This window comes from Neisseria sicca, from assembly GCF_014054945.1.
Taxonomy (GTDB): domain Bacteria; phylum Pseudomonadota; class Gammaproteobacteria; order Burkholderiales; family Neisseriaceae; genus Neisseria; species Neisseria sicca.
The window spans coordinates 531,993-551,267 of record NZ_CP059566.1 but is presented as its reverse complement, the minus strand read 5'-3'; the positions used below and the strand labels follow the sequence as shown (position 1 = coordinate 551,267).

General features: G+C 52.1%; 15 protein-coding genes, 3 tRNA genes and 1 riboswitch. Of the genes, 11 read left to right on the top strand and 7 right to left on the bottom strand.

Features of this window, described 5'->3' with window-relative positions; all coding sequences use genetic code 11:
• Window positions 1–76 precede the first annotated feature (76 nt).
• The gene (gene galU, locus H3L95_RS02745) at window positions 77–946 is read left to right on the top strand and encodes a UTP--glucose-1-phosphate uridylyltransferase GalU (protein WP_003760224.1); all 870 of its coding nucleotides are present in this window, start codon (window positions 77–79) and stop codon (window positions 944–946) included.
• A 254-nt stretch (window positions 947–1,200) separates the two neighbouring features.
• Here galU and H3L95_RS02735 read toward each other — a convergent pair whose 3' ends face one another.
• Window positions 1,201–1,782, bottom strand: a complete 582-nt coding sequence (locus tag H3L95_RS02735) for a molybdenum cofactor guanylyltransferase (protein WP_003760227.1) — start codon at window positions 1,780–1,782, stop codon at window positions 1,201–1,203.
• 309 nt (window positions 1,783–2,091) lie between these two features.
• On the opposite strand from H3L95_RS02735, the gene H3L95_RS02730 reads away from it, so the two are divergent.
• Both H3L95_RS02730 and H3L95_RS02725 read left to right on the top strand, forming a co-directional pair.
• On the top strand, window positions 2,092–3,912 hold the full coding sequence (locus tag H3L95_RS02730; RefSeq protein WP_039863021.1) for a histidine kinase: 1,821 nt from the start codon (window positions 2,092–2,094) through the stop codon (window positions 3,910–3,912).
• On the top strand, window positions 3,902–4,558 hold the full coding sequence (locus tag H3L95_RS02725) for a response regulator (RefSeq protein ID WP_003760231.1): 657 nt from the start codon (window positions 3,902–3,904) through the stop codon (window positions 4,556–4,558). The genes H3L95_RS02730 and H3L95_RS02725 overlap by 11 nt, the downstream gene beginning before the upstream one ends.
• Window positions 4,559–5,029: 471 nt before the next feature.
• Here the strand turns inward: H3L95_RS02725 and H3L95_RS02720 are convergent.
• A tRNA-Leu gene (locus tag H3L95_RS02720) sits at window positions 5,030–5,114 on the bottom strand.
• Between the two features lie 133 nt (window positions 5,115–5,247).
• Here H3L95_RS02720 and H3L95_RS02715 point away from each other — a divergent pair.
• The 4 genes from H3L95_RS02715 to H3L95_RS02700 all read left to right on the top strand — a co-directional run bounded on the left by H3L95_RS02715 (window position 5,248) and on the right by H3L95_RS02700 (window position 6,790).
• Entirely contained in the window at window positions 5,248–5,916 is a 669-nt protein-coding gene (locus H3L95_RS02715) for a hypothetical protein (RefSeq protein ID WP_003760235.1), read from the top strand.
• On the top strand, window positions 5,909–6,502 hold the full coding sequence (ribA, locus tag H3L95_RS02710; protein ID WP_003760237.1) for a GTP cyclohydrolase II: 594 nt from the start codon (window positions 5,909–5,911) through the stop codon (window positions 6,500–6,502). Before H3L95_RS02715 ends, ribA begins: the two co-directional genes overlap by 8 nt.
• Before the next feature lie 103 nt (window positions 6,503–6,605).
• Window positions 6,606–6,681, top strand: a tRNA-Val gene (locus tag H3L95_RS02705).
• Between the two features lie 32 nt (window positions 6,682–6,713).
• Window positions 6,714–6,790: transfer RNA gene (locus H3L95_RS02700), tRNA-Asp, on the top strand.
• 133 nt (window positions 6,791–6,923) lie between these two features.
• Here H3L95_RS02700 and H3L95_RS02695 read toward each other — a convergent pair.
• Entirely contained in the window at window positions 6,924–7,286 is a 363-nt protein-coding gene (locus H3L95_RS02695; protein WP_003760238.1) for a DUF2628 domain-containing protein, read from the bottom strand.
• Between the two features lie 150 nt (window positions 7,287–7,436).
• Window positions 7,437–9,128: a D-lactate dehydrogenase gene (gene dld, locus H3L95_RS02690; protein ID WP_003760253.1), complete on the bottom strand. Its 1,692-nt coding sequence runs from the start codon at window positions 9,126–9,128 to the stop codon at window positions 7,437–7,439.
• Between the two features lie 442 nt (window positions 9,129–9,570).
• Here dld and H3L95_RS02685 point away from each other — a divergent pair, with 442 nt between their 5' ends.
• The 3 genes from H3L95_RS02685 (at window position 9,571) to H3L95_RS02675 (ending at window position 14,139) form a co-directional block, all read left to right on the top strand.
• A complete protein-coding gene (locus tag H3L95_RS02685) occupies window positions 9,571–10,890 on the top strand; it encodes a DUF445 domain-containing protein (protein ID WP_003760254.1) in 1,320 nt (439 codons plus the stop codon).
• A 326-nt stretch (window positions 10,891–11,216) separates the two neighbouring features.
• Complete coding sequence (locus H3L95_RS02680) at window positions 11,217–12,674, top strand: TrkH family potassium uptake protein (protein WP_003760257.1); 1,458 nt, start codon at window positions 11,217–11,219, stop codon at window positions 12,672–12,674.
• A 145-nt stretch (window positions 12,675–12,819) separates the two neighbouring features.
• Entirely contained in the window at window positions 12,820–14,139 is a 1,320-nt protein-coding gene (locus H3L95_RS02675; protein WP_003760259.1) for an MFS transporter, read from the top strand.
• Between the two features lie 244 nt (window positions 14,140–14,383).
• On the opposite strand, the gene H3L95_RS02670 is transcribed toward H3L95_RS02675, so the two are convergent.
• From H3L95_RS02670 to H3L95_RS02660, 3 genes are read right to left on the bottom strand one after another with little or no spacing between them, the layout of a single operon-like run.
• On the bottom strand, window positions 14,384–15,115 hold the full coding sequence (locus H3L95_RS02670; protein WP_003760261.1) for a class I SAM-dependent methyltransferase: 732 nt from the start codon (window positions 15,113–15,115) through the stop codon (window positions 14,384–14,386).
• 57 nt (window positions 15,116–15,172) lie between these two features.
• A complete protein-coding gene (locus H3L95_RS02665; protein ID WP_003760265.1) occupies window positions 15,173–15,832 on the bottom strand; it encodes an NAD(P)H-dependent oxidoreductase in 660 nt (219 codons plus the stop codon).
• Window positions 15,829–16,956 carry a Gfo/Idh/MocA family protein gene (locus tag H3L95_RS02660; protein WP_003760274.1) on the bottom strand — a complete coding sequence of 376 codons (1,128 nt, stop codon included), beginning with the start codon at window positions 16,954–16,956 and terminating at the stop codon, window positions 15,829–15,831. The genes H3L95_RS02665 and H3L95_RS02660 overlap by 4 nt, the downstream gene beginning before the upstream one ends.
• 199 nt (window positions 16,957–17,155) lie before the next feature.
• A riboswitch (TPP riboswitch) is annotated at window positions 17,156–17,255 on the top strand.
• 91 nt (window positions 17,256–17,346) lie between these two features.
• On the opposite strand from H3L95_RS02660, the gene thiC reads away from it, so the two are divergent.
• Window positions 17,347–19,248: a phosphomethylpyrimidine synthase ThiC gene (thiC, locus tag H3L95_RS02655; protein ID WP_182096199.1), complete on the top strand. Its 1,902-nt coding sequence runs from the start codon at window positions 17,347–17,349 to the stop codon at window positions 19,246–19,248.
• The last annotated feature ends 27 nt before the right edge of the window (window positions 19,249–19,275 follow it).

Genomic DNA, 19,275 nt, shown 5'->3' with positions numbered 1-19,275 from the left:
TGTGGCAACCAAGTCAAACCTAGACAACCGAGGTCGTCTGAATTTTCGATTCGACAATCAAATAGAAGGAAACTGAATGAAACCGATTAAAAAAGCCGTCTTCCCCGTAGCCGGTATGGGCACGCGCTTTCTGCCTGCTACTAAAGCCAGCCCGAAAGAAATGCTGCCCATTGTCGACAAACCGTTGATTCAATATGCGGTAGAAGAAGCAGTAGAAGCAGGCTGTACCGAAATGGTGTTCATCACCGGCCGCAACAAACGCAGCATCGAAGACCATTTCGACAAAGCCTACGAGCTGGAAACCGAGCTGGAAATGCGTCAAAAAGACAAACTGCTGGAACACGTCAAAGACATTCTGCCTTCCAACATTACCTGTCTTTACATCCGCCAGGCCGAAGCTTTAGGCTTGGGACACGCCGTATTGTGCGCCCGCGCCGCAGTGGGCGACGAACCCTTCGCCGTCATTCTTGCCGACGACTTGATTGACGCACCCAAAGGCGCGCTGAAGCAAATGGTCGATATCTACAATCAAAGCGGCAACAGCGTTTTAGGCGTGGAAACCGTCGATCCGTCGCAAACCGGCTCGTACGGCATTGTTGAAGTGGAAAAACTGAAAAGCTTTCAAAGAATTACCAATATCGTTGAAAAACCGAAACCCGAAGAAGCGCCGTCCAACCTTGCCGTTGTCGGACGCTACATCCTGACCCCGCGCATTTTCAGCCTTCTGGAAAACCTGCCGCGCGGTGCGGGCAACGAAATCCAACTGACCGACGGCATTGCCCGCCTGTTGGATCACGAGTTCGTCCTCGCCCATGCCTTCGACGGCAAACGCTACGACTGCGGCAGCAAACTGGGTTATCTCGAAGCCACTGTCGCCTACGGCTTGAAACATCCGGAAACCGGCGCGCAGTTCCGCGAACTGCTGAAACAATACATGCCCCAATAAAGCAAATGACAAAAAGGTCGTCTGAAAGTTTCAGACGACCTTTTTGTTTGTACGGATACACGGTTTTCTGTGTATAGTGGATTAACTTTAAACCAGTACGGCGTTGCCTCGCCTTAGCTCAAAGAGAACGATTTTCTAAGGTGCTGAAGCACCAAGTGAATCGGTTCCGTACTATCTGTACTGTCTGCAGTTTCGTCGCCTTGTCCTGATTTAAATTTAATCCACTATAAAAACCAAAGTGCAATGCTTAAAGCTTAAAGCGGCCCCCGTAAATCTTCCTGCGTATTGCAGCTGAAAAAAACATGTTCCGAACCAAAATGCACCGATCTCGCCCGTTGCTGATGCAGCCAGCCGCTCAAGGTTTTCATCCCCGAATACAGATACGGGACGGTGCTTTGCAGGATTTGCGGACGGATATACATTACGTTGTAATGCGGCGTGACCGGTGTTTCCACATAAAACGCATTGCACAAAGGCGTGCGCTTTGAAACCGTTTCAAATTTCGCCACCAAATCAGACGGCAGCGCAGGCATATTGCACGGTACCACCAGCAGCCAATCCGCCGCCGCAATCTGCAAATCATTGGCAGCCGTACACAAAGCCGCCAGCGGTCCCAAATGCTGCCATTGGCGCGAATCGGCAAAAATATGCGCACTACGGCGAGCATATTCTTCCAAATTCCGGTTGGCGCTGATGGCGATGTGTTTAACCTGCGGACGCAACGCTTCAATAACATGATCAATCAAAGGTTTGTCACGCCACAATACTAATCCTTTATCCGTCCCTCCCATTCGCTCTCCCTGCCCGCCGGCCAATATCAATGCGAAGGTTTTCATTTTGGTAGTCCTTTGTGAAGTCGCTGGTTTTGTGTGCCCATACTGTTAATCGGCTGATTCTTATGTTTTTAATTCGTAGATGTTATGTTCCTACCGATTCCCTGCGAAATCGGCACATCATCCCAGGTCGTCTGAAAAGACGGTTACCCGCGATAAAATTCATATAAAGTGAATTTTATCATAACACGATTTTACATTAAAGCGCATATCGCCTCATTCGCACCAAATTCCCCTTCGGACAGGTTGTTTCCCCGCCTAAAGGATGATATGTTTATAACATTTGGCAACAAAACGCCCTTCCTTTATTCCATGAGCTTACGAACCCTATTTTCAGGCGGCCTGAGCCTGTCCTCACGATTAAAACTGCTGACTGTCTTATGGGTTGGTTCGGCTTTATTGTCCGTCATCCTGACCCTGATTTTATCGCTGAGGCTGGAAAACGCAGCCACCGTCATTGATGATGCCGCAAGCTTGAGAATGCAGGTTTACCGTTTGGCTTACATGGCCAGCGAACGCACCCCGCAAGCGCAAATCGACAACCAATTGCGCGAATTTGAAGGAACACTCCTGCGCATCACCCAAAGCGATGCCATCTATCCCCTGATGCCTTCGGAAACACCGCCGGCCTATGGCCTGATCCAATCCATGCTCTTAATCGACTGGAAGTCAAACATCCAACCCGCGCTGAAACGTTACCGCAGACCGACGCAGATCGAACTCTACCGCTTTGCCGGCAATATCGAATTGTTCTTGCAGGCATTGGAAAACGCCAACGAAAAAAACACCTTATGGCTGCGCCGTTTCCAAATGGCGATGATGCTGATGATTTTTGTCGCCGCAGGTTTAATGATCGTATGGCACTACGCTTGGATTATCCGTCCGCTTGAAACCCTGCGCGACGGCGTGGAAACCATCAGCCAAGGCCGATTCGGCGTACAAATCGATACCGAACAGATTCAAGAGTTTGCGCAAGTCAGCAAAGGCTTCAATCAAATGAGCAGTCGTCTGAAAGTCCTCTATACCGATTTGGAAGGCCAAGTCGCCAGACAAACCCAAGACCTCGCCCGTCAAAACCGTGACCTGACCCTGCTCTACCAAACCACGCGAGACCTGCACCAAACCCTAACCCCGCGCGAAGCGGCAGAAGAATTCCTCGCACGGACCCTGCCTGCCGTTTCCGCAAGCGCAGGCAGCATCCGCCTTTTAGACAACGACCGTAAAAACACAAACCTTATTGCCTCCATCGGACTGTCTGAAGCCGAAGACAGAGATTCGGATACCGAACAAACCCAACCTGAAGAAGAAACACCCCTATTCAAACATACCGTTGTTTTCCCCATCACCTATCAAGAAGAAGAACTCGGCATCCTGACCCTATATTTTTCAGACGACCCCACACTTAACGACAACGACAACGAACTCCTGCGTACATTATGCGGTCAATTAGGTGTATCCATCGCCAGCAGCCGTCTCGAACAAGAGCGGCGCCTGCTTGCCGTACTCCAAGAGCGCAACCTGATTGCCCAAGGTTTGCACGACAGCATCGCCCAAGCATTGACCTTCCTCAATCTTCAAGTTCAAATGCTGGAAAGCGCGTTCCATGCCGACCAGAAAGAACAAGCCGAAGAAAACATCCGCTTCATCAAAGACGGCGTGCAAGAATGTTACGAAGACGTGCGCGAACTCCTGCTGAATTTCCGAACCAAAATCAGCAACAAAGACTTCCCGGAAGCCGTAACCACCCTGCTGTCCAGGTTTAAACGCCAAACCAAAATCAATGTCGAAACAGTATGGCAGGACGACGGCCGCACATTAAACGATGACGAACAGCTGCAAATCATCTTCATCCTGCAAGAAAGCCTGTCCAACATCCGCAAACACGCCAAAGCCCAACACGTCAAAATCAGCATGCTCAACCAACAAAACTTTACCCTGAGCATCGAAGACGACGGTATCGGCTTTAACCTGCAACACCTGCACAAACTCTCCGGCGAACATGTCGGACTCGGCATCATGCAAGAACGCGCCCGCCGCATCAATGCCAACCTAGACATCCAATCCCAGCCCGAACAAGGCACAACCGTTACCTTAACCTTACCGCAACACAAGAGAACGACCCATGACTATTAAAATCATCCTCATTGACGACCACACACTCTTCCGCAGCGGCATCAAAGCCCTGCTCTCCCGTCAAAGCGACTTCGAAGTCATCGGAGAAGCCGCCGACGGTTTGTCCGGCGTCAAAATGGCGGAACAGCTCAAACCCGACGTCGTCTTACTCGACCTTGACATGCCCGTCATGAACGGTCGCGAAGCACTGGCACAAATCTTGGGCGTCAACCCGAACCAAACCGTCATTATGCTGACCGTTTCCGAAGACAGCGACGACCTGACCGAATGTATGCGCATCGGCGCACGCGGCTTTTTGCTGAAAAACATCAACGCCGACTTCCTGCTCGACAGCATCCGCAAAGCCGTGGACGGCGACAACGTCTTCTCTCCCGAAATGACCACCCGCCTCGTCCAATCCCTGATTTCCCCGTCCGCACCACGCACCGACCAGGCACTCTCCACCCTCACCCCGCGCGAACTCGAAATCCTCGGCTACCTCGCCGCCGGACACAGCAACAAAGTCATCGCCCGCCATTTGGACTTGGCAGAATCCACCGTCAAAGTCCACGTCCAAAACCTGTTGCGCAAACTCAACCTCAGCAGCCGCGTCCAAGCCGCCGTTTACGCCGTCCAACACAAAGTCCCGCAGCCTGAAATCAATTAAACGGCTCAGGATATCGATGCCAAAGCGGTAAAAACAAAAAAGGTCGTCTGAAAACGGGTAGAACGAATCTCGCTCCAACGTTTTTCAGACGACCTTTTCCATCAAACAGGTGTAGAAATGAAGATACTGATTTATTCGGTTTTATAGTGGATTAACTTTAAACCAGTACGGCGTTGCCTCGCCTTGCCGTACTATCTGTACTGTCTGCGGCTTCGTCGCCTTGTCCTGATTTAAATTTAATCCACTATACTTCCCATCAGCTTGCTTGTCCTGCCAGCTCATCGGCTTAATGCTCCCCAAAACACGCCGACTCAGCAAAACAACCATATTCGATGCACCGATAAACCGTGTCTACCAAACCATTACCGACAATCAACATTGGCAATACCGCTCTTCTTTGGACAATTTACAAATTATCAGCCAAGAAAAGACGAAAAAATAACCGCTCGAAAGCGGTTAGATTTTATAGTGTGGTGCGGACGGAGAGACTCGAACTCTCACACCTCTCGGCGCCAGAACCTAAATCTGGTGCGTCTACCAATTTCGCCACGTCCGCGTGATGAAACCGAAGATTATACACAAAGTATCCTGCTCTGCAAACAATCTTTGGCTTGAAATTGCTTTATTCTGACCGATATAATGGCAGGTCGGTTATCTGCCGGAACACACTAATATCAAAGAGGAACATCATGCCTGTTTTACTGATTCAGGATTTTTTACAGACACAGGGTTTGAAGCTGTCTTCAGACGACCTCCGTATTGCTTATCTGACCGCAAAGACGGTGATGGATATGGGCAATGCTTCGATTGACCGCTCGGTTTTGTGGCGTGAGGAAGACGGCTGGAAGCTGGCAGACCATATTGAAGAAACGCCTGAAAACGAAGTTTTGCTCAAACAGGTTTTCATGGCTTTGGATTCGGTATTCAGCCGTGCAACAGCCGTCAAAAGCGTGGCGGTTTATATTCACCTTCCTGGCGAACCGCACGCAAGGCTGGTTCGTATCGCGGCACAAGGCGAGTCTTTGGAGAACCTGCTGGCGGTTCATGAAGAAAACGGTACGGTTTACCTTGCCTGCCGTACGGCGCAAAGCGGTTGGATGAATATTGCCAACGATATAGCTTATTGGCTTTCGCTGGACGAAATCCAAGGCAGCCGGAACGAGGGCAGCGGAAGCCAGTTGTCCATCCCTGTGGCAACACAAAACGGAACGGTTTTGGGCGTGGTTCACGTTGAATTTGCCGATAAAGATCAAGCCGATGACGCGGCCCAAACGGATTGGTCGGCACTGGCTTTGGCACTTGCCGATCCGCTGAAAGCATTGACAGGCATCGAAGACAAGGAAAAAGAACATGAATAATACCTTGAAATTCGTCGCTTCCTGCCGCCTGCCGACCGAATGGGGCGACTTCACTATGCACGGTTTTGAAGAACCGAACGGACAAGAACACATCGCTTTGACGATGGGCGATTTTTCAGACGACCTCCCCGTTCTGACCCGCATCCATTCCGAATGTTTGACCGGGGATGCCCTGTTTTCCAAAAAATGCGACTGCGGCCCGCAGCTTGAAGCGGCGATGAAGGCGGTTCAACAAGAAGGGCGCGGTGTGATCGTTTATTTGCGTCAAGAAGGGCGCGGCATCGGTTTAATCAACAAAATCCGTGCCTACAAGCTTCAAGACGAGGGGATGGATACGGTCGAAGCCAACCTCGCGCTTGGACTGCCCGTTGACGCACGCGACTTTACGCTTGCCAAGCAAATCTACGACCATCTGAATATCCGTGCTGTCAAGCTGTTGACCAACAATCCTGAAAAAATTCAAACCTTGAAAGATGCAGGCATCAATGTTGTCGAACGTATTCCGCTCCATGTCGGCGAGAATGCGGAAAACGAACGATATCTGCACACCAAAGCCGATAAATTGGGGCATATGATTTTTGATTGAGATAATACTAAACTTATTTATTATTTATATTCAAATAAATATATTTATCTTGAAACAAACGGCTTGCCCTGATAGAGGTTTTTTGGTTTAATCCCGAGTTCTCGGGTGATTAGCTCAGTTGGTAGAGCGTCTGCCTTACAAGCAGAATGTCGGCGGTTCGACTCCGTCATCACCCACCAGGTTTCCTTTCATTGTTGCAAAACAATGATGCGCGGTGGTAGCTCAGTTGGTTAGAGTACCGGCCTGTCACGCCGGGGGTCGCGGGTTCGAGCCCCGTCCGCCGCGCCAAATTTAAAAAAAGCACCGATTTGTCGGTGCTTTTGTTTTTTAGTTGCTGCATTTTGTATATTGGATACTCAATCTAAAAAAGGTCGTCTGAAAACCGAATACAGTTTTCAGACGACCTTAATCTCAAAAAGCTTTATTTATGACCATATTCAGCAATATATTGGGCAATTGCAGCTTCAGGGTTAGCAGCGTTAATAAGTTGAGGTACTTCTACATAACCGCGTTTAACCAGATTTTTTTCACGCAAAGCATTACCTTGCATTCCGAATACTATATAAACGCCTAAACTAAGAAGGCCGACTATGCCACCCAACATCTCATTCTGACCAGCTAATACATTTAACACAACAAAGGTGACAAATATTCCAATCCCCAAACCCCACATTTTTTTCACACAAGCCCAAATAGCCCCAAAGAAAAATGCAGGCCAAGACCAGCCTTGTTTGACTGCCTCATACTGATTCATAGGATCTTTAAAAATCTTGTAAAGTTTCATAAAACACCTTTCTTTTATGCCTTAAAAAGTTAACGTCATGATTCTATCAAAATATATTAAAAAGTTGAATCATTATAAGATTAACGGTCGTCTGAAGACTCAATTTGGTTTTCAGACGACCTTTCATTCACTTATACCATCCCTGCCTTATCACTCAGCCCAGTTTTTCTTCTTACTGGTTTTGCCTATGCCCGGATTGAAACTGTTGGTCGGGTCGAGTTTGCGGTAGAACTGCTTGAGCGCGGGTTTCGCTTCGTATAAATGACCGACGTTGTGCTCGGCGGGATATTGCGCGCCGCGTTGGTCTAAGAGGTGAAGCATTTCATGCTCCAATGCCATGCAGTCGTTGCCTTTTTTGATGATGTAATCCTGATGGAAAACATGGCACATGAAATGTCCGTAGTAGAGCTTGTGGATAATTTTATTGTCGATTTCCGACGGCAGTTTTTCAAACCAGTCGCGGTCGTCGCGGCGCAGGGCGATGTCCAGCGCGACCAAATCTTCCACTTCATCATCATGCACGGCGCGGTAGCGGATGGCGGCTGAGGCAACGGCAAAACGGTGCAGCATGGCGGCTTGGGTTTCTTCGGCGTTGCATTCGAAAAACGCGCCGCCGTGGTGTGAAAAATACTCTTTCAGGAACGCGCGCGCTTCATCGACGCCTTTTCCGCCCATTTTCAGAATTAAATGGTGTTCGTATTTGTCGCGGTAATCGCGCATGGATTTGGGCAGGTGGTCGGGCAGATATTTGCTGACGAACTGCATGACCTTGTCGGAAAAATGTTTGGGCAGAAAGCTGACTTTTTTGCCGAATCGGTCAACTTTGGCTTTGAAATCAAATAATTTCGGCAGTTGGTGCGTGCCGAATTTTTTGATGACGTAGAACGTGTCTTTGCCGTACACATCGGCAATATCGAAAGCATGACGGTGGATGTATTCGCCGGAAACAGGCAGGCTTTCAAATTCGCCCAAGGCGGCGCGGCGGATGTCGGTCAGTTCATTAATATCGTTGGTGCCGATGTAGAACACGGCGGTTTGTTTCTCTTGCGGGAAGGTGTCCAAACGGACGGCAAAAACCATCAGTTTGCCCGCGCAGCCGGACGCCTCGTAATGGCGCGCTGGGTCGGCGTTAAAACGCGCGGCGGTCGGCTCGTCCACTTGGCGCACATGGTCGCAATAGGCGTGGTCGTGTCCTTTGCCTGCATCTTGCGTGATGTCTTTTCTTTGATAGTGATGGCCTTGAAGATTAGTCAGGATTTCTTCGGGCGTGTCGCCCAAATCTATGCCCAAATGGTTGACCAGTTCCAGTTTGCCCTCTTCGTTGATTTGGGCAAACAGCGCCATTTCCGTGTAGGCCGGGCCGCGCTGCACCAATGCGCCGCCGGAGTTGTTGCACACGCCGCCCAAGACGGACGCGCCGATGCAGGATGAACCGATGACCGAATGCGGTTCGCGCCCCAAAGGTTTCAGCAGCAATTCGAGTTGATTCAGGGTTGAACCGGGCAGGCAGACGACTTGTTCGTTGTTGTTGATGGTTTGGATGATGTTCATCCGCATGGTGTTCACAATCACGATGTCGCGGTCGTAATCGTTGCCGTCGGGGGTCGAGCCGCCCGTCAAACCGGTATTCGCCGCCTGCGTAATCACAATCACGTCCGCTTCAACGCAGGCCTGCAAAATTTTCCACATTTCCAGAATGGTTCCGGGGCGCACCACCGCCAACGCCCTGCCCTCGCCGAAACGGTAGCCTTGGCGGTATTGTTCGGTTTTCGCGGGGTCGGTGATGATGTATTTTTCGCCGACGGTTTGGGTCAGGCTGCTGATTAATTGCGAGGCGTTCATGATGCGCTCCTTAGGGCTGGTTTTATTGGATTAAAATAGTGATTGTAGTAACGCGACACGGCAAAGTAAAGGTCGTCTGAATACGGTCCGACAAGGAATACTGCAAACCATCCACATCATCCGTCCACACGCCCTACCCCTGAATTGGCCATTTTCCCCGCTATACACAATTTTTTTGCCGAACGGTGTGAACAGCCTGTGAATAAGTTCTATTACCTTTTGATAATCAAACAAAAAAATACAATGCTTAAAAAATAGTCAGTTTGTCGGTTTAGTCACATTCCGTGTTTGCCTTTGTGTGTGCAGTCTGTGGAAAAGTCAGCTAACTTATTCTATTCTCAACCAAAATATTCAATGATTAAAAATTAGGCAATACGGCGTATAATCCGATTGATCAAACACACCCACTCAAAAATCCCGATTTTCAAAAAAAGGACAAGGAATGCACACCCTTTCGGAACAAGTCCGCTTAAATGAGGCGCGCAAAAAGTTGGCAAAAAGCAGGCGTTGGGCGACGGGCTTGCTGCTTGCGGCGTGTGGGCTGTTTGCAGCCTCCGCCGTTTATGTGCGCCAATATCCTTGGTTGGGATTTGTCAAAGCGTTTGCCGAAGCGGCGATGGTGGGTGCGCTGGCGGACTGGTTTGCCGTAACCGCGCTTTTCAGACGACCCCTCGGCCTACCGATTCCCCATACAGCGATTTTGCCGCGTAATCAGGCACGCATCGGCGATGAATTGGGGCGGTTTATCGAACACAATTTTTTGCAGGGCAAACCCATCGCCATGCGTATTTACCAAGCGCAGCCCAGCGATAAATTATTGAAATGGCTGGACGGCGAAGACGTAAAATCGCATTGGCTGCCCTGGCTTTCCAAGCAGATTCCGACCCTGCTTGCCATCGCCAAACCGGAACAAACGGCGCGTTTTACGGCGATGCTGCTGGAAGAACGTTACAGCGGCGGACAAATCGGCAACGCGCTTGCCGACGGTTTGCGGCTGCTGAAAGTGCAAGGGATGCACGAAAAAGCGTTTGAAAGCCTGCTCCGTCAGATCCGGCGTTGGCTGAAAACGCCGGAAACCCGTGAAATGCTGGAGCAGAACCTGCGCGAATGGGCGGCGAAAATCGAAGGCAGCAATCCTGGAACTTGGGACAGGCTTAAAGCGGCGGTGAAATCGACCTTGGTGGAGAAAGTCGATGACTGGGCAGCAGAAAAAGCGTTGGCATGGATAGACGGCTATTTGGCAACAGCGGACAAGCAGGATAACGCGCTGCGCCGACAATTCTTGGTGCAATACGACGAACTGACCGAACGCCTGACCGCATCGCACCTGTGGCACCGCCGTCTGGACAAATTCAAAAAACAGCTCGCGCAATCGCCCGCCCTGCAACGTCAAATCATGACCTTATGGCGCGGCATTTTGGACTGGGCGCGGGAAGATGTGGAAAAACAAGACTCTTTGTGCCAAGCGCAACTGGAAAAGCTGCTGCATCATATGCGTTCGCAAGCCCAGGCATACCCGCAATTTATGCGGCGGGCGGATGTGCGGATTTCGCTTTTGGTTCGGGATTTTGTGATGCGTTATAAAGATAAGGCCGCTTTGTTCGTCGCGGACAAAGTCAAAGGCTGGGACAGCCGCCTGATGGTGGAAAAACTGGAATTGAGCGTGGGCAAGGATTTGCAATATATCCGTATCAACGGCACGCTCGTCGGCGGACTGGTCGGACTGGTGATTTATACGGTATCGCTGTGGCTGGCGGGATAATGTGCAAAGAGGTCGTCTGAAAGCCCAACGGCGTAAAAAGCAAGCGGCATTTTATCCCTACTTTGTCCGTTTATGTCGATTGAGGTCGATTTTTTCAGACGACCCCTTGCCTTTTACGACTGTAAAATATCAATAACGCCATTTGCCTAATTTGATAAAATTACGGACCGATTTTTTGTGCCTGCCTGCTAAGGATGGTCTATAAAACAGGTCGTCTGAAAGTTTCCCGGCCGCTTTTGACGGCTTGAATGTGAATTTCGCAGGCGGATCTGGACGGCAGCTTCAAGCCCGTTACGCCGTTCAGACGACCCCTATTTAAGATTGATATGTATAAGTTCCTCCCTATTGTCCACGTTTTGTCCAGACTGGGGCTGCTGTTTTCAATGGTGCTCGCAGTACCGACGCTGATGTCGTATTTTTTTCTGGACAACGCGTTTCCTGCGTTTGCCTACACGGCTTTGGCAACGACGCTGACTTCTTGCGCAGTTTGGTTGATGACCTTCCATTTCCGCCGCGAGCTGCGCCCGCGCGACGGGTTTACGTTGGTTTTGATGCTGTGGCTGGCGTTTGCGCTGGTGGCGGCGATGCCGATTTATATTCACATCCCGGGCATCAGTTTTACCGATGCGTTTTTTGAGGCAATGTCCGGACTGACGACGACAGGCGCGACGGTCATGACGAGCTTGGACACGCTGGCCCCTTCGGTGAATTTTTGGCGGCATATGCTCAACTGGCTGGGCGGCATGGGTATCATCGTGCTGGCGGTTGCGATTCTGCCGATGCTGGGCGTGGGCGGAACGCAGCTCTTCAAGGCTGAAATTCCAGGGATGGACAAGGAAAGCAAAATGGCGCCGCGCATTTCGCAGGTGGCAAAGAAACTTTGGTTCTTCTACACGATGACGACGGCGGCGGCTTTTCTGACGCTGCATTTTGCGGGGATGAGCTGGTTTGATGCGCTTTGCCACGCGATGTCGGCGGTGTCGCTGGGCGGTTTTTCGACACACGATGCCAGCATCGCTTATTTTGATTCGCTGACCGTCGAATGGGCGATCATGTTTTTCACGCTCTGGGGCGGTGTGAATTTTGCCACGCATTTCACGGCGCTGACACGGCGTTCGCTCAAATCCTATTGGCAGGACGAGGAATGCCGCGTACTGCTGGTGCTGCTGGCGGGCAGTATTTTGATGTCGGCAGTGTATCTGTGGCAGAAGGATTTTTATGCAACCTTTGGGGATTCGCTGCGTTTTGTCAGCTTCAACTTTGTCTCCATCGGGCTGGCAAGCGGTTTTTCCAACACGGATTTCGCGCAATGGCCGCTGATCGTGTCGCTGTGGATGTTTTTCCTGTCCAACCTGTTGGCAAGCTCCGGCTCTATGGGCGGCGGCATTAAAAATGTGCGGGCGTTGGTCTTGTTCAAATTCAGCCTGCGCGAGATGATGATTCTGCTGCACCCGAAAGCGGTGCGCACGGTCAAGGTCAACGGACGCATGATTCCCGACCGCATGGCGCTGACAGTGATGGCGTTTATTTCGATTTATTTCATGACGACGATTGTATTCAGCTTTTTGCTGATGGCAAGCGGGATGGAATTTATCTCCGCCTTCACCGCCGTCATTGCGTGTATTACCAATGCGGGCCCGGGCTTGGGCGAGGTCGGACCGGCGGGCAGCTATGCGGTATTGAGCGATGTGCAGAAATGGCTGTGTTCGGCCGTCATGCTGCTGGGCCGCTTGGAGATTTTTACGGTGTTGATTTTGCTGACGCCGGCTTATTGGAAAAAATAAAGACAGGTCGTCTGAAAACGGATTTCGGGTTTTCAGACGACCTTTTTGTTATCAGGTTTGCCATGCGTGCAAAGCGGCAAGCCTTGAAAAGGAGCGGCTCTGCGTTAAACTGCAAGAGCAAAACAAGCAACGCAAAGGAAATACGATGGATATCCTTACCCGCCTTCAAAACTTGCCGCCGAGCAAGTTTCATTACAGACTTTTGGTGCTGGTCGGTATCGGCTGGCTGTTTGACGCGATGGATACCGGGCTGGTGTCGTTCATCCTGCCCGAGCTGGGCAAAGACTGGTCGCTTGCGCCTGCGCAATTGGGCTGGATTGTCAGCATCTCCTTTGTCGGCATGGCATTGGGCGCGGTCATCAGCGGCTGGTTTGCCGACCGCTTCGGCAGGAAAACCGTTTTTGCCGGGACGATGGCGGTGTACAGCGTGGCGACGGGTTTATGCGCGTTTGCACCCAACCTGTCCGCACTTTTATTTTTCCGCTTCTTTGTCGGCGTAGGATTGGGCGGACAGCTCCCCGTCGCAGTGTCCTTGGTCAGCGAATACGCCCCGCCGAAAGTACGCGGACGCTTTATCGTGTTGCTGGAAAGTTTTTGGGGCCTGGGCTGGCTTGCCGCAGCACTCGCTTCCTATTTCTTTATCCCAAAATTCGGCTGGCACAGCGCGTTTTTAATCGGCGCACTACCGATTTTGTATATCCCGCTGGTGTTGAAATTCATCCCCGAATCCGTACCCTACCTGCTCTCGCAAGGCAAAACGGACGAAGCACACCGGCTGGTCAGCCGCTTGGAAGAGGAAGCGGGGATTACGCCCGCCGCAACCGCCATCGCACCGCCGCAACAGGAAAAACAGCGCATCCGTTTTATGCAACTATGGCAACAGCCTTTCGCACGGCGCACGCTGATGCTGTGGCTGGTTTGGTTCGGCATCGTCTTTTCCTATTACGGCATTTTTACTTGGCTGCCGAAACTCTTGGTCGAACAAGGCAATACGGTGGTTAAAACCTTTGAATATGTACTGGTGATGATAGTCGCGCAACTGCCCGGCTACATCGCGGCGGCGGCATTGGTGGAGAAAATCGGGCGCAAAGCGACTTTGGCGGGCTTTCTCGCCGCCTGCGCCGTCTGCGCGTGGTTTTTCGGGCAAAGCAGTAGCGCCGCCGAAGTCATGGCATGGGGCAGCCTGATGTCGTTCTTCAACCTCGGCGCATGGGGCGTTTTATACACCTACACGCCCGAACTCTACCCTCTCCGCTTCCGGGCCTTCGCCTCCGGCTGGGCGGGCGCAATCGGGCGCATCGGCGGCATCCTCGCGCCTATGGTGGTCGCCAAAATGGTCGGTGACAGCAGCGGATTCGGCAATATTTTCATGATGTTCGCCGGCGTGATGATGCTGATTGTATTGGTGATTTTGGCTTTAGGCGAAGAAACCAAAGGCAGGACGCTGGAAGACATCAGCGGGTAAATGCCGTTTTGCCCGTTGATGAATGATGTATAGCAAACATACTTAACTTTAAATACAGCATGTCATCAAATTCCGTCATTCCCGCGCAGGCGGGAATCCATCGTAAAACTTAAGAAACCCTAATTTGAAAAACAGTTTCTGAAATTCAAAAATGGATTCCCGCCTACGCGGGAATGACGGGGTCGGAAGCCCTGAAGTATCGAAAGTTAATTATGTTTGCTATAAAAGGCTGTCTGAATGGTTTTCAGACGGCCTTTATCTTTAAACAACCGAAAAACGGCGTGATTTCTTCGACGGTTTCAATAAACAGCCCTGCCTCGGCAAGCAATTTTTCCAGTTCGGCGAGGGAGCGGAAGCGGTATTCCGGCGGAGTGTTTTCCTGCATTTCCCGCCAAGTGTAGATGTGGTTTTCAAGCAGATAGGGTTTGATTTGCCGTTCGTAAACCTCGTGCGGGACGGTGTGTTCCAGCAGATAACGGTACACGCGGTCAAACTTGGCCGCATCCTGTCCGGCGTCAAACAGTATCAGCTCGTCCGCCATCAGCCACTCTCCGTCAGGCTTCAAGAGACGGCGTATGGTTTTCAAGGCCTGCGGCAGTCTGTCCGGCGGGATTTGGTGCAGGAACAGGGAAGTCAGTACCGTATCGGCGGCATACCTAGGCAAGTCTTCCTGCCCGATTTCACCCTCTACCAACCTGATTTCCGAATGCCCCGCCCAAGTCTGTCGGGCGGCGGCCAAGTTGGCTGCATCCGCGTCGATTCCGACAATATCCGCGTATTGTCCGACAAACGGCGCAAACGATTTTCCCGTACCGCAGCCCAAGTCTGCCAGGCTGCCACCTTTGCGGGACGACAGGCGGTACAGCGTCTGCGCCAGCAGCGGGGTCGATTCGAAGGTATCGCGCCCGTCGGGCATGATTGTGCGTTCCACATAGCGGGACAGGGTTTGCGTCCATTGTTGTGCCTGGCTGTCCATGACCGGCTCCTTAAAAAAACGGATAGACTTTGGTTTCAGGCCGTCTGAAAAGACGTCCTACTCCGCCCAAATTACCGTTTCCGACGCATCGCGGCGCGGTTTCGGGTTAATGTCGCGCACACGGTAGCCGAAGGTTGCGGCGACGGATAAGCCGTAATGTTCAGGGTCGAGCAATCCGGCTTCGGCAAGGATTTTTTCCACTGCGGCATATTCCATGCCTTCGATGGCGCAGGAATCGATGCCGAGCATCGCCGCGCCAGTAAGCATATTGCCCAGCGCGATGTAGGTTTGCTTGCTTGCCCAGTCAAACAGGGCGCGTTCGTCGTCGGCGATGGACATATCGTGGGTTTGGAAACGGCGGTAGCGTTCAAATGCGCCCGCCCTCTCTTCGGCGGTCATACCGCGTCTGTCCATCAATTCTTCAAAAGCAGGGCTGTCGTAGCGGGCGTGTTTTCGTGCCAATAGGAAAACGACGTGGCTGGCATCCGAAATGGAAGCCTGCATCCCCCAGGCGAAGGGTTTGATTTTTTCACGCAATGCCGCGTTCTGCACGACCACGAACTGCCACGGCTCGCAGCCGACGGAGCTGGGCGAAAGGCGGCCGAAATCAAGGATGGCGGCAAAATCTTCGGCACTGATTTTGCGCGCAGGGTCGTAGTAGCGGACGGAAACACGGCGTTTGAAAATTTCGAGGGCTTGTTCGCGGGTCAGTATCATGATGATTCCTTTGATTGAGTATGGAAAGGGCTTCCTTTCGGACAATCAGAATGGTCAAACGTTCGCAAAGATTGCAACACCAGCGGCAGCGAAACCGTTTGACGGTTGTGTGCAGAAAGGTAGGCGGCGTTAATCAGCTCCAGCGATTTCAAGCCTTCGCGTCCATCGACAATAGGCTCGGCTTTGCCGCGCAATACATCGACAACATTTTGATAATACAGCGGATGCCCGAAACCGTACACCGATGTGGTTTCGTAATTGGCGGTTTTGACCTGTTCGTCGTAATCGCGTCCGTCGGCAAAATTCCATTCCTGAATTTCGTTCACCGCCATGCCGCCGATGCGTACCGTGCCGGTTTCGCCCAAAATGGTAATCGAGCCTTCGAGGTTTTTCGGGTAGGTGCACATGGTTACCGCCATCGAACCGAGCGTGCCGTCGCGCCAACGGAGGTTCATCACGCCCGTGTCTTCGGCTTCAATTTTTCGGTGGGTCGCAATCATCGCCTGCACTTCCGCCACCGGGCCGATGAGCCATTCCATCAAATCGACGTAGTGGCTTGCCTGATTCATGAATGCGCCGCCGTCCATCTTCCAAGTGCCGCGCCAACCGCCTCCTTGGTCGTAATACGACTGCGGGCGCGTCCAAAAAACATTCAAATGCACCATATAGATTTTGCCGAAGCGTTGTTCTGCGACCGCGCGTTTGAGTAGTTGCAGCGTGGCGTTGAGGCGGTTTTGTTTCACGACAAACAAGCGTTTGCCCGCTTTGTCGGCAGCTTCGACCATGCGCTCGCCGTCAGTAAAACAGGTAGCCATCGGTTTTTCGGTGACAACGTGAAAACCCGCTTCCAACGCCTCAACCGCCTGTTCGGGATGCAAACCGGACGGCGTGGTGATGACGATTACGTCGGCATCGGTTTCTGCCAGCATGTCGGTATAGCGGGCATAGCCTTTCGCACCGGTGTGCTTGACTGCCGCTTTAAGCGCGGCAGGATCGATGTCGCACACGGCAACGAGTTCGCAATCTTCTTGCAATACCTCAAACGAGCCGAAATGGTTGTTAGAAATACGGCCGCAGCCGACTAAGGCGAATTTGATTTTGCGGTTTTGAATGGTTTCAGACATTTTCAGACGACGTATATAGTTATAAAAAACGGAAAAAGATTATAGATAAATCAGCCCTCAACCGATACCTAAAATCATGAAAAATTTGACGGGGCGGCAAGATATGGATGTGCTTTCCGCCGTCGGCTCTTTCCTTTCGAACTCAGGCTGATATGAAGTTAATTTACAACAAATGCGTATCGTGGTTTATAATTCTGTTCTTACGAAACAGGGGTGCTGCCTGATGTTCTGGCGGCTGAGAAATACCCTTTACACCCGATCGGGATAATACCTGCGTGGGGAGTTTTCACGGATTCTGTTTTTAAGACGACCCTTTTTGATATGGGGTCGTCTGAAAAAACAAAACGCTCCTGTTTCTTCTTTTCAAACGAGAAAACAGGAGCATTTTTTATGACTACGCCAAAGAAAACCGCCAAAACCTCCGGCAACGAAGCGCGTGAGCTTGCCGACTTGAGCGAAGACATCGGCATCCGCTTCAAATATCCGAACTCGGAGCGCGTGTATCTGCAAGGCAGCCGCGACGACATCCGCGTGCCTTTGCGTGAAATCCGTCAGGACGACACCTACACGGCGCAAGGCACGGAAGCCAACCCGCCGATTCCCGTCTATGACACCAGCGGCGTGTACGGCGATCCGGCGGCACACATCGACCTGAAACAAGGTCTGCCGCACGTCCGCACGGCATGGCTGGACGAACGCGGCGATACCGAAATCCTGCCCAAGCTCTCCAGCGAATACGGCATCGAACGCGCACACGACCCGCAAACCGCCCATCTGCGCTTCAACCAAATCACCCGCCCGCGCCGTGCGAAAAGCGGCAGCAACGTAACCCAGCTTCACTATGCGCGCCGCGGCATCATCACGCCCGAAATGGAGTTTGCCGCCATACGCGAACGCATGAAGCTGGACGAACTTTTCAGACGGCCTGAATACGCCAAGCTCTTGAAACAGCACGCAGGGCAAAGTTTCGGCGCGAACATCCCGACCCATCCCGACCAAATCACGCCCGAATTCGTACGCCGAGAAATCGCCGCCGGACGCGCGATTATCCCCGCCAACATCAACCACCCCGAACTCGAACCGATGATTATCGGCCGCAACTTCCGCGTCAAAATCAACGGCAATTTGGGCAACTCCGCCGTAACCTCCAGCCTGACCGAAGAAGTCGAAAAAATGGTGTGGTCGCTGCGTTGGGGCGCGGACACGATTATGGATTTGTCCACCGGCGCACACATCCACGAAACGCGCGAATGGATTATCCGCAACGCGCCCGTTCCCATCGGCACGGTGCCCATCTATCAGGCTTTGGAAAAAACCGGCGGCATCGCCGAAGATTTGACTTGGGATTTGTTCCGCGACACCTTAATCGAGCAGGCGGAACAAGGCGTGGACTATTTCACCATACACGCGGGCGTGTTGCTGCGCTATGTGCCGATGACCGCCAACCGCCTCACCGGCATCGTATCGCGCGGCGGCTCCATCATGGCGAAATGGTGTCTCGCCCACCATCAGGAAAACTTCCTCTACACGCATTTCGACGAAATCTGCGAAATCATGAAAGCCTACGACGTGTCGTTCAGCCTCGGCGACGGCCTGCGCCCCGGCTGCATTGCCGATGCCAACGACGAAGCGCAGTTCGCCGAATTGCACACCTTGGGCGAATTGACCGGCAAAGCATGGAAACACGACGTACAAGTCATGATCGAAGGCCCCGGCCATGTCCCGTTGCAACGCGTCAAAGAAAACATGACCGAAGAGCTGCAACACTGCTTTGAAGCGCCTTTCTACACACTCGGCCCGCTTGTTACCGACATCGCACCCGGCTACGATCACATCACCTCGGGCATAGGCGCGACCAATATCGGCTGGTACGGCACAGCCATGCTCTGCTACGTTACCCCGAAAGAGCATCTCGGCCTGCCCGACAAAGAAGACGTGCGCACCGGCATCATCACCTACAAACTCGCCGCCCACGCCGCCGACCTCGCCAAAGGCTGGCCGGGCGCACAGTTGCGCGACAACGCCCTGAGCAAGGCGCGTTTCGAATTCCGCTGGCGCGACCAATTCCGCCTCAGCCTCGACCCCGAACGCGCCGAAAGCTTCCACGACGAAACTCTGCCTGCCGAAGGCGCGAAAATCGCCCACTTCTGCTCGATGTGCGGTCCCAAATTCTGCTCGATGAAAATCACGCAGGAAGTGCGCGACTACGCCGACAAGCAAAAAGCCCAGCGGCAGGGTATGGAGGAAAAAGCGGTCGAGTTTGTGAAGAAAGGGGCTGAGATTTACAGTTGATAAAAAGGTCGTCTGAAAAGTTTTCAG